The sequence below is a fragment of the Mariniflexile aquimaris genome (genome assembly GCF_042676825.1).
GTDB classification, from domain to species: domain Bacteria; phylum Bacteroidota; class Bacteroidia; order Flavobacteriales; family Flavobacteriaceae; genus Mariniflexile; species Mariniflexile aquimaris.
This window is the reverse complement of sequence record NZ_JBHTIB010000012.1, coordinates 536799-555140: the sequence shown is the minus strand read 5'-3', so window position 1 is coordinate 555140 and position 18342 is coordinate 536799. Positions and strand designations below refer to the sequence as shown.

Annotated in this window: 15 protein-coding genes; 11 read left to right on the top strand and 4 right to left on the bottom strand. The window is 34.4% G+C overall.

Going from position 1 to position 18342, the window contains the following annotated elements; genetic code table 11:
* Positions 1-73: 73 nt before the first annotated feature.
* Positions 74-2050 carry an alpha-ketoacid dehydrogenase subunit alpha/beta gene (locus ACFQ0I_RS10420; RefSeq protein WP_379942012.1) on the bottom strand — a complete coding sequence of 659 codons (1977 nt, stop codon included), beginning with the start codon at positions 2048-2050 and terminating at the stop codon, positions 74-76.
* Positions 2051-2210: 160 nt separating this feature from the next.
* On the opposite strand from ACFQ0I_RS10420, the gene ACFQ0I_RS10415 reads away from it, so the two are divergent.
* The 5 genes from ACFQ0I_RS10415 to ACFQ0I_RS10395 are packed head-to-tail and all read left to right on the top strand — an operon-like array spanning position 2211 to position 6218.
* Positions 2211-3161 (top strand): isopenicillin N synthase family dioxygenase, encoded by a 951-nt coding sequence (locus ACFQ0I_RS10415; RefSeq protein ID WP_379942009.1) that lies wholly within the window; start codon positions 2211-2213, stop codon positions 3159-3161.
* Between the two features lie 57 nt (positions 3162-3218).
* Entirely contained in the window at positions 3219-3548 is a 330-nt protein-coding gene (locus tag ACFQ0I_RS10410; protein ID WP_379942006.1) for a translation initiation factor, read from the top strand.
* A gap of 2 nt (positions 3549-3550) precedes the next feature.
* Entirely contained in the window at positions 3551-4492 is a 942-nt protein-coding gene (locus tag ACFQ0I_RS10405; RefSeq protein ID WP_379942004.1) for a DUF1835 domain-containing protein, read from the top strand.
* The gene (locus ACFQ0I_RS10400) at positions 4482-5351 is read left to right on the top strand and encodes a nucleoside phosphorylase (protein ID WP_379942002.1); all 870 of its coding nucleotides are present in this window, start codon (positions 4482-4484) and stop codon (positions 5349-5351) included. Before ACFQ0I_RS10405 ends, ACFQ0I_RS10400 begins: the two co-directional genes overlap by 11 nt.
* Before the next feature lie 12 nt (positions 5352-5363).
* Positions 5364-6218: a substrate-binding domain-containing protein gene (locus ACFQ0I_RS10395; RefSeq protein ID WP_379942000.1), complete on the top strand. Its 855-nt coding sequence runs from the start codon at positions 5364-5366 to the stop codon at positions 6216-6218.
* On the opposite strand, the gene hutH is transcribed toward ACFQ0I_RS10395, so the two are convergent.
* The gene (gene hutH / locus ACFQ0I_RS10390) at positions 6219-7730 is read right to left on the bottom strand and encodes a histidine ammonia-lyase (RefSeq protein ID WP_379941998.1); all 1512 of its coding nucleotides are present in this window, start codon (positions 7728-7730) and stop codon (positions 6219-6221) included.
* Positions 7731-7857: 127 nt separating this feature from the next.
* Between hutH and ACFQ0I_RS10385 the strand changes: the two genes are divergently transcribed.
* The gene (locus ACFQ0I_RS10385) at positions 7858-8889 is read left to right on the top strand and encodes a TlpA family protein disulfide reductase (RefSeq protein ID WP_379941995.1); all 1032 of its coding nucleotides are present in this window, start codon (positions 7858-7860) and stop codon (positions 8887-8889) included.
* 57 nt (positions 8890-8946) lie between these two features.
* On the opposite strand, the gene ACFQ0I_RS10380 is transcribed toward ACFQ0I_RS10385, so the two are convergent.
* Together ACFQ0I_RS10380 and ACFQ0I_RS10375 are read right to left on the bottom strand one after the other, a co-directional pair.
* Entirely contained in the window at positions 8947-10512 is a 1566-nt protein-coding gene (locus ACFQ0I_RS10380) for an NAD(P)H-hydrate dehydratase (RefSeq protein WP_379941992.1), read from the bottom strand.
* A 151-nt stretch (positions 10513-10663) separates the two neighbouring features.
* Positions 10664-11947, bottom strand: coding sequence for a T9SS type A sorting domain-containing protein (locus tag ACFQ0I_RS10375; RefSeq protein ID WP_379941989.1), 1284 nt, complete (start codon positions 11945-11947; stop codon positions 10664-10666).
* Positions 11948-12475: 528 nt separating this feature from the next.
* On the opposite strand from ACFQ0I_RS10375, the gene thrA reads away from it, so the two are divergent.
* From thrA to ACFQ0I_RS10350, 5 genes are all read left to right on the top strand, one after another.
* The gene (thrA, locus tag ACFQ0I_RS10370) at positions 12476-14920 is read left to right on the top strand and encodes a bifunctional aspartate kinase/homoserine dehydrogenase I (RefSeq protein WP_379941987.1); all 2445 of its coding nucleotides are present in this window, start codon (positions 12476-12478) and stop codon (positions 14918-14920) included.
* Between the two features lie 78 nt (positions 14921-14998).
* Positions 14999-15919, top strand: a complete 921-nt coding sequence (locus tag ACFQ0I_RS10365; protein ID WP_379941985.1) for a homoserine kinase — start codon at positions 14999-15001, stop codon at positions 15917-15919.
* A 57-nt stretch (positions 15920-15976) separates the two neighbouring features.
* Positions 15977-16333 carry a four helix bundle protein gene (locus ACFQ0I_RS10360; RefSeq protein WP_379941983.1) on the top strand — a complete coding sequence of 119 codons (357 nt, stop codon included), beginning with the start codon at positions 15977-15979 and terminating at the stop codon, positions 16331-16333.
* A gap of 75 nt (positions 16334-16408) precedes the next feature.
* Positions 16409-17704, top strand: a complete 1296-nt coding sequence (thrC, locus tag ACFQ0I_RS10355) for a threonine synthase (RefSeq protein WP_379941981.1) — start codon at positions 16409-16411, stop codon at positions 17702-17704.
* A complete protein-coding gene (locus ACFQ0I_RS10350; RefSeq protein WP_379941978.1) occupies positions 17701-18231 on the top strand; it encodes a hypothetical protein in 531 nt (176 codons plus the stop codon). Before thrC ends, ACFQ0I_RS10350 begins: the two co-directional genes overlap by 4 nt.
* Positions 18232-18342 lie beyond the last annotated feature (111 nt).

The following is an 18342-nucleotide window of genomic DNA, read 5'->3' as shown; positions in this document are numbered from 1 at the left end:
TTAAAAATTACTGAAAAAATTTCAGAAAAACTGACAATATTTCATTTCAAAACACTAAACATCAGACAATTAGTCAATATTTATACAATTCTATTAAAGCGATTTCAAATCGGTGTTTAGGTAAATATTGGGCCTCTAATTGTGCCACAAAAGGAATGGGAGTTTCTAAGCTTCCTACGCGTTTAACAGGTGCATCTAAGAACTGAAAACAATGCTCGGTAATTAATGACGAAATGTCGCTAGCAATACCACCAAATAACGAATCTTCTTGTAAAATAATGGCTTTACCAGTTTTTTTAACCGAAGCAAAAATAGTTTCGGTGTCTAGTGGTTGAAGCGTTCTTAAATCTATAACATCGGCCGAAATGGAATTATTTTTATCTAAAATTTCTAGTGCCCAATGTACTGCAGCACCATAACTTATAACGGTAATATCTTGCCCTTTGCGAATTACATTAGCCTTCCCAAAAGGCAAGGTGTAATAATCTGTTGGCACCTGTTGTTTGGTACTTCTGTACAAGGCTTTATGTTCGAAAAACAATACGGGATTTGGATCGTTAATAGCCGTATTTAATAGCCCTTTGGCATCAAAAGGAAAAGCCGGATAAACTACTTTTAATCCGGGTGTTTTAGTAAACCACGCTTCATTAGTTTGTGAATGAAACGGACCCGCTGCCACACCACCACCGCATGGCATTCGTAAAACCACATCGGCATTTTGTCCCCATCTGTAATGAGATTTCGCTAAATAATTAACCACTGGATTGAAGCCCGATGATACAAAATCGGCAAACTGCATTTCAACAACGCTTTTAATGCCTGCGATAGAAAGTCCCATGGCCGTTTCAATAATGGCCGATTCGCAAATGGGTGTATTTCTAATACGATGTTTACCAAATTGTTCAACAAATCCTTCGGTAATTTTAAAAGCGCCACCATATTCTGCGATATCCTGACCCATAATTACTAAGTCGCTATGGCGTTCCATACTTTGTTTTAAAGCTTCTGAAATGGCGTCTATAAACCGATTTTCTTTAGTTTCAGTACTCGGTGTAATTTCTTGATATACAAAATCTTGGTAAACATCATGTAATTCGTTGGTTTCATTAGGAATGATGTCTGCTTCCGCGAAAGCGATTTCTAAATGTTCATTAATTTCATTTATAATAGACTCCTTATAAGTCGCTGCTTCGTTATCTGTTAAAATGCCCTGATTCTTTAAAAACATTTCATAGTTAACCACCGGGTCTTGTAACGCCCAATAATCAATAAGGTCTTGCGGTACATATTTAGTGCCACTCGCCTCTTCATGCCCTCGCATTCTAAAAGTTTTAAATTCCAGCAAAACAGGTCTTGGATTAAGGCGAATGCTTTCGGCAATGTCCCTTACTTTAGCATAAACTTCTAAGATATTGTTGCCGTCAAGAGTATGCGATTCCATGCCATAACCTATGCCTTTATCGGCAATATTTTGGCAGTTAAACTGTTCGTTAGTAGGTGTAGAAAGTCCGTAGCCATTGTTTTCCACACAAAACAGAACGGGTAAGTTCCATACCGAAGCGACGTTAAGCGCTTCATGAAAATCCCCTTCACTCGTACCGCCTTCACCAGTAAAAACTGCTGTAACCTGATTGGTGTTTTTCAATTTAGAAGCCAGTGCAATACCATCGGCAACCCCTAGTTGCGGACCGAGATGCGAAATCATGCCTATAATTTTATATTGCTGTGTACCAAAATGGAAGGAACGGTCTCTTCCTTTGGTAAATCCCGAAGCCTTCCCTTGCCATTGTGCAAACAATCTGTACAATGGAATTTCTCTCGACGTAAAAACGCCCAAATTCCGGTGCATGGGCAAAATATACTCCTCTTTATTTAATGCTAAAGTTACACCTACTGCAATTGCTTCTTGCCCGATGCCAGAGAACCATTTACTTATTTTACCCTGACGCAATAAAATAAGCATCTTTTCCTCAATCAATCTAGGTTTTAAAATGGACTTGTAAAGAAGTAATAAGGTATTGTTGTCGAGATTGTTAATTTGAAAATTCATTTTTTAGAAGCCAAAATTTTAATAACAAAGAGAAATATAGCACACTCAAATATAGTACAAAAAGCGTAATACTTTATAATAACATAACTTTATTAGCTTGCTGTAATCTACGCAATGTTTTTGTACATTTGTGTTACATGATTTAAAAAAATAGGACCAAATGAATAGTATTCCAAGTGTAGATTTAAGCGATTTTTTATCTGGTGATGCCGATAGAAAGCAAAAATTCGTTGATGCCATAGGAAAGGCTTACGAAGAAATAGGATTTGTTGCCCTAAAAGGTCATTTTTTAGATGATGATTTAGTAGAGAAACTTTATACAGAAGTAAAAAACTTTTTTAATCTACCGGTTGAAACAAAGCGTAAATATGAAATTCCTGGAATTGGTGGTCAGCGAGGTTATGTTTCATTCGGAAAAGAAAGTGCTAAAGGTAAAAAAGAAGGCGATTTAAAAGAGTTTTGGCATTTTGGGCAATATGTAGAAAACAATCCGAAGTTAGAAGCAGAATACCCTAAAAATGTAATTGTAGAAGAGCTTCCAGAATTTAATAAGGCAGGAAAAGAAGCCTATAGAATGCTTGAAAAGACAGCTAAATACGTTTTGCGGGCTTTGGCATTACATTTAGGCTTAGAAGAAACGTATTTTGACGCATACATTCATAACGGGAATTCTATTTTAAGACCCATCCATTACCCGCCAATTACTGAAGAACCAAAAGAAGCAGTTCGCGCAGCAGCCCATGGCGATATTAATTTAATAACCTTATTGATGGGAGCTCAAGGTCGCGGATTACAAGTACAAAACCATAAAGGCGAATGGATTGACGCCATTGCAGAACCCGATGAATTAATGATAAATGTGGGCGATATGCTGTCGAGACACACCAACAATAAACTAAAATCTACCATACACCGTGTTATCAATCCGCCTAAAGAGCTTTGGGGAACATCTCGATATTCCGTTCCATTTTTCATGCACCCCATTAGCGATATGAAGCTTAATGTGTTAGAGGGCTGTATCGATAAAGATAATCCGAAAGCTTTTGATGATATCACTGCGGGTGAATTTTTAACTGAACGACTCATAGAATTAGGATTAATAAAAAAATAAGTTTTCAGTGTTTTTATAATTGAAAAATACTGCGACTGAAACTTCACACTAAAAACGATGGATTTACAAGATCAATTAAAAAATCTATTTCCAGACCATATTCAGGAAGAACCCGTTGGAAATCAAGATGAGGCATCAAAAATTTGGATGCAGGACGACCCCATTATTTGTAAATACGAAAAACGAAAAGGGAAACCTATTACCATTTTGGAAGGCTATACAGGCGCCACCGAAGATTTTAAAATTTTAGCGAAAGAGATAAAAACCAAGCTGAGTGTGGGTGGTAGCTTCAAAGACGATAAAATTATTATTCAAGGAGATTATCGTGATAAAATTATGACCATGCTTAAAGAAAAAGGGTTTAACGTAAAACGCGTTGGCGGTTAATTATGAACAAGTTACCACTTCATATAACAAATGGTGCCGTTTTAACTAAATATTTAAATGAATTAAATATTGAAGGCGAAAAACTTACCTGGCAAGAAATGCTTTGCGAAGGACCAACTGTAAACCAGGTGTATTCAGATGAGTTTTTAAAACTTAGAAAAACCTTTTTAAATGAATTTTATGATATCGATTTAAATGTATCAGAAATTAATTTAGAATTAAACAAATTGAATCATTCTGAAAAGTATTCAGAGATTGTACTTTGGTTTGAATACGATTTATTTTGCCATATTAACATGGTTGCTGTGATTAGTTTAATTCAACAGAAAAAAATAACGCTTCCACTCTATCTGGTTTGTAGCGGCCGAGTTTCTAAAAGTAAAAATTTAAAAGGTTTGGCCGAACTTAATTCGGGTGAATTATTCAAACATTACCAGGACAAAATCAAACTTACCGAAGAAGATATTGATTATGCCACCACGATTTGGGGGATTTATTGCGGCAAAGACCATAATTTATTAAAACCTTTAATAGTAACAAGTTCATCGTTTAAATATATGAGTAATTGCTTAAAAGCTCATTTAGAGCGCTTTCCAGAAACCAAAGACGGACTAAGTGTGATGGAGCGTAATATATTAGAAATAGTAAAAGATAAAAAAATAAAATCTGAACACCATTTATTAGGATACGCTTTAAATTACCAAGGCTATTACGGGTATAGCGATATGCAAATTTCTAGAATTATAGAACAGCTAAAAATCTTTTTTATAATGGAAGAAGATAGTATTAGTCTTAACCGAAAAGGTCATGAAGCCTTATTAGGGCAGCATAATTTTAGTTCAGAAATAGATTGTTTAATGGTTTTTGGAGGGGTTAACAAATTCGATTTTCAATTCAATAAAAAAGAAAATAAACTTATAAAAACAATTCGTAATGTCTATTAAAGCATCAGAACTTATATTAAATCCCGATGGCAGTGTATATCATTTAAATTTAAAACCAGAAAATGTAGCAGAAACCATAATTCTTGTTGGTGATCAAGATCGTGTTGAAAAAGTTTCAGCCCACTTCGATACCATAGCATTTAAAACACAAAAAAGAGAATTTAAAACCCATACGGGAACTTATAAAGGGAAACGAATTTCTGTAATTTCAACGGGTATAGGCCCCGATAATATAGATATTGTTATAAACGAATTAGATGCTTTATTTAATATCGATTTGACTACCAGACAACCTAAAACGGATATTACGAGTTTAAATTTTATTAGAATTGGCACCTCTGGTTCTTTGCAAAAAGATATTCCTGTTGATGCCTTTGTTTTAAGCACACATGGTTTAGATCTTAATGGCATGCTTCATTTTTATCAAATACATCCTGTTAGTAATCCAGAAATTGAAGATGCTTTTATAAAACAAACTAACTGGTATGCTAATAAAGCAAGACCGATCGTTATTAAAAACAGTGAAATTCTACAGAAAAAACTTGAAAGCGATACGGTTTATAAAGGAATGACAGCCACTGCAGGTGGATTTTACGGACCTCAAGGACGCGTACTTCGATTGCCAGTTCAAGACCCCAATTTAAACCACATAATGGACACTTTTAACTTTGATGGTTTACGTGTTACAAATCTTGAAATGGAAACGTCGGCCATATACGGGTTGTCTAAACTTCTTGGTCACCATGCCGTGTCTCTAAATGCGATAATCGCTAATAGAGCTAATGGAACGTTTAGTAAAAATCCCGGAGATGCTGTAAAAAATCTGATTGTTTACACACTAAACAAAATAGTTGAATAACACGTTATTTGAATGAAAGAAGTTATTATTGGCGGTGTGCCAGAACATTTTAATTTACCTTGGAGTTTAAGCATTAATAATGGTGAGTATGTGGCAGAAAATATCGATTTAAAATGGCGTGACTTTCCAGGTGGTACCGGTGCCATGTGTAAAGCATTAAGAGCCAAAGAAATTGATATTGCTGTGATACTTACTGAAGGAATCATAAAAGACATAATAGATGGTAACCCAAGTAAAATTGTTCAAACATTTATTCAAACGCCTTTAATCTGGGGAATTCATGTTGCTGCCAATTCTCAATACAAAACTATAAACGATTTAAAAGGGACTAAAGCTGCTATTAGTCGTTACGGTAGTGGCTCGCATTTAATGACTTATATTAATGCTGAAAATAACCAATGGGATTTAAAAAATGATTTAGACTTTAAAATTATCGATAATTTAGATGGTGCGATTATAGGTTTACAGTCTGGCTTTGCCGATTATTTTTTATGGGAAAGATTTACCACGAAACCATTGGTTGATAATGGTACGTTTAGACACATTGGTAATTGTCCGACACCCTGGCCATGTTTTGTAATAGCCGTAAGAAATGAGTTTATTGAATCGAACAAAGCAGAATTAAAAACTATCTTGAATATCATTAATAGAACCACTTCAGAGTTTAAAGATATTCCATGCATCGATAAAACAATCGCCTACACTTACAACCAAAAAATTGAGGACGTCAGGGAATGGTTAAACTTAACCGAATGGTCTCAAAAACTTATAGATAAAACCACTATTTTAAAGACGCAACAAGAGTTGTTTTCTTTAAATATTATTCCAGAAATAGTTGATTACAAAACGCTTACCGAAAAATTATAATCAATACAACTCGTCACTATCAATATCTAAGGTTTGAATGAATTCTATAGATTTTTGAATATCGTCACGCAGCACTCTATCGTCGGTCACAAACGGTACTTCTTGTCTGTAGATACTTAAAATAGTTTCTATAAATGATGAAGACTTTAATGGCAAACGCAACATCAAAGCTTGCGACGCATTAAATAATTCAATCGCTAAAATGCGTTCCACATTATTAATTAGCGTAAATGCCTGGGTAGCTGCATTTGCTCCCATACTTACATGGTCTTCTTGCCCGTTAGAAGACACAATAGAATCTACACTTGCGGGTGTTGCCAGTTGTTTGTTCGCACTCACAATACTCGCTGCGGTATACTGCGGAATCATAAAACCGGAATTTAATCCAGGATTATTTACTAAAAAAACAGGTAAGCCTCGAAGCCCAGAAACAAGTTGAAACGTGCGGCGTTCTGAAATATTTCCCAATTCTGCCATGGCAATTTTTAAAAAATCGAAAGCCAAGGCCAATGGTTGTCCATGAAAATTTCCACCTGAAATAATCATATCATCTTTAGAGAAAATATTAGGATTATCCGTTACCGAATTTATTTCCGTCTTAAAGGTTTTTTCAACAAAGGCTAAAGTGTCTTTAGTGGCACCATGTACTTGTGGCATGCATCTAAAGGAATATGGGTCTTGAATATGCTTCTTTTTTTGGTTTATTAACTCACTATCTTCTAAAAACTCCCGTATACGCGCTGCTGTTTTTAATTGTCCGTTATGTGGTCTTACCAAATGAACCAATTCATTAAAAGGTTCAATGCGTCCATCAAAAGCATCTAAAGACATGCTTCCTATTAAATCTGCTAAATATGACAATTTATAAGATTTCAAAAGTAAATAGATACCATAAGCACTCATAAATTGCGTACCATTTAAAAGCGCCAACCCTTCTTTAGATTGTAATTTAATGGGCTGCCAGTTAAATTTTTCAAGTACTTCGGTAACCGGCAATTCTTTGTTCTTGAACACAACAGAACCTTCGCCGATTAATGGTAAACACATATGTGCCAAAGGTGCCAAATCGCCCGATGCACCAAGCGAACCTTGTGTGTAAACTATTGGTAAAATATCATGATTATAAAAGTCTATCAGCCGGTTTACCGTTTCTAATTGTACGCCACTATGCCCGTAACTTAATGACTGAATTTTAAATAACAACATTAATTTTACAATGTCATTTGGTACGCGGTCTCCTGTGCCACAAGCATGCGATTTTACTAAGTTTTCTTGAAGTACGGTAAGATTTTCTTTAGATATTTTTACATTGTATAAGGCTCCAAACCCAGTATTAATACCGTACATGGGCTTGCTTCTTGTCTTTAACTTGTCGTCTAAATAAGTTCTACAAGCTGTTATTTTTTTAATAGATTCATCAGAAAGTTGAAGCTGTTTTTGTTCAGAAATTATACTATTAATAGTGCTTAAATCCAGCACCTTTTGAGATATGATATGTAGTTTAGTAGGCATTAAAATGTTATTTAATTCAGAAAAAACAAATTTTATTACAAATTACACAAAGAATTGTTAATAATTCAGAATATTTAGCTGTTAAATTTATTATATTTTTATTTTTGAGATTAGAAAAAACAAACACATGAAAAAAATACTTTTATTGACTCTTGCCTTTGCCATTATAGCTTGTAAGGAAGAACCTAAAGATTACGTTACTTTGTCTGGAAAAATAACCGACAAGAGTAGTGATTCCATTGTTGTAAGATCTCGTACTTACTCTAAAACCATACAGGTTAATAGCGATGGCACTTTTAAAGACACGCTTAAAGTTGAAGCAGGTGTTTATAATTTATACGATGGAAACGAATCTACTTCAATTTTCTTAAAAAACGGTTTCGACATCAATCTGACTTTAGATACCAAACAATTTGATGAATCCATCGCCTATTCTGGAGTTGGAGCTGAGCATAGTAACTTTTTGGCTAAACAATCTTTACTGAGAGAAAAACTTTTAGATTTAGAAGTTCTCGGTAAATTAAATATGAAAGGTTTAGAAGCGAAACTTAGTGAAGCTAAAGCTAGTTTATCGGAGTTTTATTTGGCCAATAAAAATATTGACACTATGATTATTAATAGGCTAACTAGAGAGTTAGACCCTATGTTGAATTCTTATAAAAATTATTTAGCAGAGTCAATTACATTAAAAGACGAATTACCGGCAGGAACGCCTTCACCCGTATTTGAAGGCTATGAAAATTATAATGGAAGTAAAACCTCATTGTCCGATTTAAAAGGAAAATACGTTTACATAGATGTTTGGGCGACTTGGTGTGGACCATGTAAAGTAGAAATCCCTTCTTTAAAAGCCTTAGAAAAAAAGTACCACGGAAAAAACATTCAATTTGTGAGTTTATCTATTGATGACGATAGAAGTCATGGTGGCTCTTGGGACAAAGCGAGAGCCGATTGGAAAGCCATGATAGCCGATAAAGAGTTAAGTGGTATACAATTATTTGCGCCAAACGGATGGCAATCGCAATTTGTTTTAGATTATAAAATTAACGGAATTCCAAGGTTTATTCTGATTGATCCTAACGGAAATGTGGTAACACCAGATGCGCCGAGACCTTCTGATGCTAGTCTTACAGAATTATTTACCTCTTTAAATATTTAAAATTATCGGGTAATTACTTTTAAAAAGCACCACCTTAAAAGTGGTGCTTTTTAATTTCTAATCCTTTTTGGTGGCTTCAGCTTCTTCTATTTCTTCTTCTTGTGGTGGCTCTGGCAACCTGAATAAATCGATAAACGCGTCTCCTAAATAGTTAATAATATGGCTTGCATTTAAACTTTGGTAACCGTATTTTTCAACTGCAAAATCGCCAGATTTACCGTGTAAATACACTGCAAATATTGTGGCGTTCAAGGGACTATATCCTTGTGAAATTAATCCTGTTATAATTCCTGTTAAAACATCGCCAGAACCTGCAGTTGCCATCCCCGGATTGCCCGTTGTGTTAACATAAAGTTTATCTTGAAAAACAGTTATAGTATGCGCGCCTTTTATTACGATTATAAGCTTGTGTTTTTTAGAAAATGCTTTGACTTTTTTAAGTTTATCAAAATCGTCTTTCCAATCCCCAATTAAACGCTCTAACTCTTTCGGGTGTGGCGTTAAAACGGTGTTTAATGGAAGTAATTGCAATAAGCTTTTCTTTTTTGCTAGAATGTTAATACCATCCGCATCAATAACGAGTGGCGTTTTATTTTGCTTTAAAAAATCTTCAAAAGCATTAATTGTCTTCGTGTCTGTACCTACTCCAACTCCAAAGCTAACAACACTTGGCGTTATTTTAAAATCAATTTTAGTAATAATCTCATCATCTGTATCTGTAATTACCATGGCTTCTGGAAATGCCGTTTGTATAGGTATATAGCCGCATTTGGGAACATAAGCAGAAACCAGTCCTGCACCAGCAGATAAAGAAGCTTTACTAGCCAATGTAACCGCTCCTATTTTACCGTAACAGCCACCAATTATTAAACTATGTCCAAACTGACCTTTATGTGAAAACTGTTCTCTTGGAATATAAAGCGGTAGAACTTCGTTTTTTCCTATTAAATCGACTTCAGTAGTCGTATTCATTAAAAAATCTTCATCCAATCCGATGTTTAGCACTTCCCAGTGCACCGTATATTTTGCGGTTTCTGGTAGAAAAAATACCAATTTAGGAGTAACGAAGCTTAAGGTATAGGTTGCCCATACCACGGAATCTTCATCTACAGGAATATTTTCAGTGCTTAATCCCGAAGGAATATCAACAGATAACACAAAAGCTTTAGTGTTTCTAAAATATTTAAAAAGATTTTTTATCCATGGATCTACCGGTCGGTTTAAACCAATTCCAAAAATGGCATCGACTATAACATCTTCAGCATTAATTACCGGAAAATCATCATCGCAGCTTAAAAGTGTTGGCCATTTTTTAGTTACATTTTTTATGCGATCGTAATTAATTAAAAAATCTTTAGAGCGCTTGTCACTACAATTAACCACATAGGTTTTTACGTTATAACCATCTAATATTAATTGTCTAGCAATAACTAATCCGTCGCCACCATTATTACCAATACCACAAAACACATGTATTGGTACTTGTGCACCTTGTAAACGCATGTGTATCCAATTAAAAACCTGTGAACCTGCACGCTCCATTAAATCTGTTGAAGAGATGTTCTGACGTTCAATGGTTAACTTATCGGCCATATAAATTTGCTCTTTCGAAAATAGTTTCATGTAATTTATTGAGATTTAATATGAAAAATAGAATTGCAATTTTTAATGAAAAAATAACGAGACAATTTACGCAAATAAAAAATCCTTAGCTAAATTTTCAACTAAGGATTTGTGCTTTTAAATGAAAAATAACAACACAGTATTAACTATTCTATTCTTTGATAAACTTAATAATTTCAAAGTTTTCTAATTTTAGCAAATACATACCATTTGATAAAAATCTCACATCAATTTTATTTTCTTTGGCTATTGTGCCACGCAATATTTCTTTTCCTTGCAAACTGTAAATCACGTAATTTTCAGATTCAGATAATCCAGAAAGCCCGATATAGTTGGTAGAAGGGTTTGGGTATGTTTTAATTTTTGCTTTAAAATCTATGATAATATCGCTCATTGCACTGGTGTCGATCGTATTTATATTGCCATACGAAATGCCATTCGCGTTTTTTGCATACGATCGTACATAATACATGGTATTTGGTATTAAATTTTCTATTTGATAACTGTAAGGACCTTCCCCACCGCCGAGATCAATTTTAGAATCAGATACTGTTGGTAGCTCAACCGAAGTACTGTAAACTATACCTTTCTCGGTAACATCATTACCTCTATCATCGGTAACATCACAACTTATCTCTATTTGTTTGGTGTTATTATTCAATACAGAACTGCCAATCACCACCGGAGCTCCGGCTTCTACTATGGTGGCACCACCTTTTAAGTTAATAACGTAGTTGTCAAAATTGGTAATTCTTTGCCCTCCAAAACCAAAATAAGCATATATAATTTTAGAGTTAGCCATGACTTTATTTTGAACTTTCCATGTTTTAGTTTCAATCGGATTGGAAGAATCCAGCAACGTACCATCCGATTTTGAAGGATAGATACTTATAGTCATTTCAAAATTGCTATTGCCTAACAAATCAATCGTCAATACCGCTAAATACCATTTGTCTGCCGAGGCACTATTTAAAACATCTTCGTTGGTCCAAGATCCAGATTCGGTTATTAAACCACTAGAAAAAATATAACCGCCACCATGTAAGGATATGCCTAAACCATCCATAGGAGCTGCATAAAAATAGTGTGAAGCATTAGGATTCGAGGTAAAACCAAATCCGCCATAGCCGTTGTTATACTCGCTCTTAAAATACGTTTTAAACTCGTAGTGCGAGCCTTTTCCTGTTATTGAATATCCTTGTTTTGATGTAAAAACTTCATTCGTTTCACCTAAAACGCTCACGGTGCCAGAATTACCTATACCAGCATTCGAAGTTTGGGTTATAAGTTTTGAGCTACCACCCTGATTAAATTCCGTGAGTAATTGATTGGTTGAATTAAAATCAAACACCTTAGTAACTTGTGATTGTATAGTTAAATAACTTAAAAATATAAGTGATATTAAACTATTTCGAAGAAGGGCTTTTGTTTTCATTTTGTAGGATTAACTAATTAAGGCTCACAAATATATGATTTTTTTCATACAAAATACATTTAAACGTATAAATATTACACTTTATCGTATAAATAAATATTTTTGCTGAGTGATTTCTTACTTATTAATGAAATGATTAGCCAATTTAACGCACAATAACTACATAAGATTATAGGTGGTAAAGCCTGAATTTATTTTATCAATTTTCTAATTCATTCAGAAATAAGTTCATATTATTAAAAGAAAATACCTTCTACATAAGAATACCGCAAAAAAATAATTTTTGTTTTTTTATAAGATTAAATGTGATACTTTTGATTTGTATTAGTATTTAGTATAATGAACCATTTAATCCAAAATAGCAGCGCTTTCCATTCTTTTACAACAAAAGGAAACACCTCTTTTTTTGGTACAACTACAATCATTACTACCCTTTGGGGTTGCTAGGTATATATTCTTCAGGTTATATTTGTAATTTTTATAATTACAAGATTTTAAATATTTTTTCAATTATCAATTCATTAAAAAATGAAGGTTTTAAAATTTGGAGGAACCTCTGTAGGTTCGTCAAAAAACATAAATAATGTTATTAGCATTTTAGAAGATTATGCTAAATTAGATAAGGTAATTTGCGTTGTTTCTGCCGTTGGTGGCATAACAGACAAACTCCTATTAGCAGGAAAACAAGCTCAAAATAAAGACGCTGGTTTTAAAGATACTTTTCACGGCATTAAACAGATTCATCTAGACATCATAAATGAATTAAATCCAGTAAATAGCGAAACCATAATAACTTATGTTGACGCTAAATTAGAAGCGCTTCATAGTTTGTTAGAAGGGATTTATTTGATTAATGAATTATCCCCAAAAACATCCGATAAATTAGTGAGCTATGGCGAGTTGCTGTCTTCTTACATTATTGCAGAAACTATGAAAAATCGTGGTATTTCTGCCGAATGTAAAAACTCACAGGACTTGGTGGTTACAAATTCTAACTTCACAAAAGCCGAAGTTAATTACAGCATTACCAATAAAAATTTACAAGATTATTTCAACACCGCGCCGCAGCAGATTACCATACTTCCTGGATTTATTGCTAAATCGCAATTGGGCGAAATAACTACCTTAGGTCGCGGTGGTTCAGACTTTACAGCAGCTATCGTAGCAGCTGCTTTAAAAGTAAAACAACTAGAAATTTGGACTGATGTTAGCGGTATGTTTACTACCAACCCAAAATTGGTAAAGCAAGCCTACCCTATCGATAAAATATCGTATCAGGAGGCAATGGAATTATCTCATTTTGGAGCCAAAGTGTTATACCCTCCTACTGTGCAACCTGTTTTAGATTTAAACATCCCAATTCATATTAAAAACACCCTAGAACCAGAAGCGGTTGGAACTATTATTTCTAACGATGAAACAATATCTTCATCACCCGTAAAAGGTATTAGTAACATCGGAAATATCGCGTTGTTAACCTTGCAAGGTAGTGGTATGATTGGTATTCCAGGATTTTCTAAGCGTTTGTTTGAAGTCTTATCTCAAGAAAAAATAAATGTGATTTTAATCACCCAAGCATCGTCTGAACATTCTATTTGTTTAGGAATTGACGAAGGTGATGCAGACAAGGCTAAAGATGCTATTGATGCCGCGTTCGATAACGAAATTGCATTGCATAAAATAGATCCTATTATTGTTGAAAAAGACCTTTCTATTATTGCCTTAGTGGGAGATAATATGAAAAACCATCAAGGTATAAGCGGTAAAATGTTTAGCACTTTAGGTAAAAACAATATTAATATTAGAGCCATTGCGCAAGGTGCTTCAGAGAAAAATATTTCTGCAGTTATTTTACAAAGTGATGTTAAGAAGGCATTAAACACCTTGCACGAACAGTTTTTCGAGTCTAAAACAAAACAGCTCAATGTATTTATTACAGGTGTTGGTAATGTTGGAGAACGATTGGTTGAACAAATTAAACAACAGCGTAAATATTTAAAGGAAAACCTAAAAATAAATTTACGCGTAGCTGGTTTATCGAATTCCCGAACCATGATTTTTAATGAGGAAGGCATCGATTTAACGACTTGGAAAGAGCAATTGGCTAAAGGTGAAAAAGCAACATTAGAAGGCTTTTTCGAGAATACCAAAGCACTAAATTTACGTAACAGTATTTTTGTGGATGTTACTGCCAATAAAGAAGTAGCAAACCTTTACGCCAACTATCTTCGTCAAAGTATAGGCGTTGTGGCGTGTAATAAAATAGCTTGTTCAAGCGATTACGAAAACTATAAATTATTAAAACGTTTATCGTTAAAATACAACGCGCCGTTTTTGTTCGAAACCAATGTGGGCGCGGGCTTACCGATTATTGATACCTTAAGTAATTTAATCGCTTCTGGCGACAAAATTACGTCCATTCACGCCGTATTATCGGGAAGTTTAAATTTTGTATTTAATAATTTTAATGATACTACCAAGTTTTACGATGTGGTGAAGCAAGCAGCTGCCGAAGGCTATACAGAACCAGATCCTAGAATCGATTTAAGTGGTGTAGACGTAGCAAGAAAAATATTAATCCTTGCCAGAGAAAGTGGTGTGGAGATGAATTTAGAAGATATTGAAAACACACCATTCTTGTCGGAAGCTGGCATGAAAAGCGGTTCTGTTGATGATTTTTATCAAACATTAATCACAGACGAAGCGCATTACCAAAGTTTATATGCTTCCGCGAAATCGAAAAACTGCCAGTTAAAATATGTCGCCCAATTTAATAATGGTAAAGCGAGCGTGAGTTTACAAGAAATACCGAGCGACCATCCGTTTTATAACCTTAAAGGTAAAGATAATATTGTTATGTTTTACACGCAACGATACCCAGAACAACCTATGATAATTAAAGGTGCTGGAGCTGGTGCCGATGTAACTGCCTCTGGGTTATTTGCTGATATTATTAGAATTGGAAATGATTAATTAAGACGATAGACTTTAGGCGGTAGATCTCAGATAAATATCTAAAGTCTATGGTCTAAATTCTTATATCTAAAAAAAATGAACGAAATAAAAATATTTTCACCAGCAACCGTTGCCAATGTAGCCTGTGGTTTCGATGTTTTAGGCTTTTGCTTAGATAGTGTTGGAGACGAAATGCTGATTAGGAAAATCGATAAAAAAGGCATTTTTATTACCAAAGTTGAAGGATTCGATTTGCCCTACGAAACCGAATTAAACGTTGCAGGTGTTTCGGCATTAGCCATGTACGAAGCTGCAAAACCCGATTGCGGATTCGAAATTGAAATCTATAAAAAAATTAAACCTGGCAGTGGTATTGGTAGTAGCGCCGCCAGTGCCGTAGGTAGTGTTTTTGGTATGAATGAGCTTTTAGGAAGACCTTATAACAAAACACAACTTACCGAGTTTGCCATTAAGGGTGAAGCTTTAGCGAGTAAATGTGAGCACGCCGATAACCTTGCTCCTGCTATGTTTGGTGGTTTTACACTGGTTAAAAGTATGTCGCCTCTAGAGATTCTTGAAATTCCCTCTCCAGACGATTTATATGCAACCATTATTCATCCGCAAATAGAAATAAAAACTTCTGAAGCAAGGGCTATTTTACCTAAAGAGGTTGCGTTACAAAATGCCATAACACAATGGGCTAATTTTGGAAGTTTAATTCATGCCTTACATACAAGCGACTTCGAATTAATTCAGCGCTCTTTAAACGATGTGATTGTAGAACCATTTAGAAGTCAGTTAATCCCACATTATCACGATGTTAAAAATGAAGTCCTTAAAGCAGGTGCTTTAGGTGCTGGAATTTCGGGTTCTGGACCCTCAATTTTTTCATTAAGTAAAGGATTAAAAACAGCTATGAATGTGGCTGATGCCATGAAAAATGTGTATGCTAAAACCCATATAGATTTCGATATACATATTACTAAAATTAACACGGAAGGGATTAAAATCCTTTGAAGACGAAAGATTAATGACAGATGACGGAAGATGGAAGTTTAATTTTTAAAAGTATAAATGGATAAATTCAAATTTGAAAAACTTGTTATTTGGCAAAAAGCCATGGATTTTGGTGAAGTTATAGATCAAGTATCCATGTCGTTTCCTGACAGAGAAAAGTTCAATATATCTTCGCAAATATGGAGAGCATCAGATTCTATTGCACTAAATATTGCGGAAGGTTCAATTGGACAATCAAATTTAGAACAAAAAAAATTCATAGGCTATTCCATGCGCTCCTTGGCAGAGGTTGTAACCTGTTTATTTAAAGCAAAAAGAAGAAACTATATTATTGATGCAAAATTTACAGAATTATATAATGAAGCATTTCATTTGATGAATATGATGAGTGCATTTAGAAAAAATATAAATTAGTTAAGAAAATTTGATTAATAAACGTAAATAATCATTCCGACTTCGGTCTTCCGACTTCGGTCAACATTAAAAACAATGAATTACTACTCACTAAATCATAAAGCACCAAACGCATCATTTAAAGATGCCGTTATAAAAGGAATCGCGCCAGATAAAGGATTATATTTTCCAGAAAGTATTACCCCACTTCCTCAATCGTTTTTTGATAACATTGATAGCTTATCCTATAATGATATTGCTTTTGAAGCTATTAAACAATTCGTGTCTCCTGAAATTCCGGAAGCTGTCTTAAAAGTTATTGTTGAAGAAACCCTGTCATTCGATTTTCCTGTGGTGAATTTAAACGATAACATCTCAACATTAGAGCTGTTCCATGGTCCAACTATGGCATTTAAAGATGTTGGTGCGCGATTTATGGCGCGTTGTTTAGGCTATTTTAACCAAAATAACGACAGAGAAGTAACCGTATTAGTGGCCACTTCTGGCGATACTGGCGGCGCTGTTGCCAATGGGTTTTTAGGTGTTAAAGGTGTAAATGTAGTTATCCTTTACCCTAGTGGAAAAGTGAGCGATATTCAAGAAATGCAATTAACCACCTTAGGTCAAAATATTAAGGCTTTGGAAGTTAATGGCACATTCGACGATTGTCAAGCCATGGTAAAAACAGCATTTTTAGACGAAGCCTTAACAAGCAAGATGCAGTTAACATCTGCAAACTCGATAAATGTTGCACGCTGGTTGCCTCAATTGTTTTATTTTATGTTTGCATATAAACAATTGCACAACAAGCATAAAGACATCGTTTTTTCAGTGCCAAGTGGTAATTTTGGAAACATTTGTGCAGGTATGATGGCGCAACAACTCGGTTTACCAATCAATCATTTTGTGGCATCCAATAATGCTAATAATGTAGTAACGCGTTATTTAATTTCACAACTATACGAGCCAAAACCATCGGTTCAAACCATAAGTAATGCTATGGATGTAGGGGCACCAAGTAATTTTATACGCATTCAAGAGATTTACAAAAACAATTTTGAAGCTTTAAAAGATAATGTGTCTTCTTATAGTTTTTCTGATGAAGCAACTAAAGAAGCCATTTTGGAAGTTTATAATAATTACAACTATGTGGCAGACCCACATGGTGCCGTTGGATATTTAGGATGCAAAGCTTATTTACAAGAAAATCCTAGCGCCCATTGTGTGTTTTTAGAAACTGCGCATCCTACTAAATTCTTAGATGTTGTAGAAGAAGTTATCAAAGAAAAGCAACCACTTCCAGAACAAATCCAGTCGGTTATGGGCAAAGAAAAAGAATCGGTTGTTATTTCAACTTATGAGGATTTAAAAGACTTTTTATTGAAGTCATGAAGACCATAAAAAACCGTATTCTGCTATTTATTTGCGCCGTTTGTGTTTTAGGCTGTTCATCAAAAGACGATAATTGCGTAAAGACCATTATAGTGCAATATGGGTATTCTATAAGCGGACCCTACGGTTCGATGCACATTCCTGAAATAAAACAGGAAGTACCGTGTGATTTCCCAGAACCTGAAGACGCCAATCCTATTGAAGTATCAGGAAAACTTAAAAATTTCTCGTATGAAGTTATAAGCTTTAACTTTACACCAGATACAGGCAATAACACAAACAGATTGCAATTTGAAATTAAACTTATCAATCCTAATAATTATGCGATTGTTGGATTGCCTGTATTAACAACTCTGGCCGATGGTTTAAAAATTTCCAGTAGTTATTCTAATAATGCTTCTTCTCCTTGTTATTCTATTGATGCGAATTCTAGTTGCATTTTAACCTTCGATAAACAAGATTCATTAAATCTGGGAATTATCAATTCCATTCAATTAATCAATGTTGAATATTTCGTTGGAAATTAATTCCCATATTAATTTAAACAGTTAGTTATATTTTTACGCATCTAAAAAAACTGTTTATATAAATTTCAATACATTTGCTTTCGTTGAAAAAATAATGAGATTCTCTGCTTT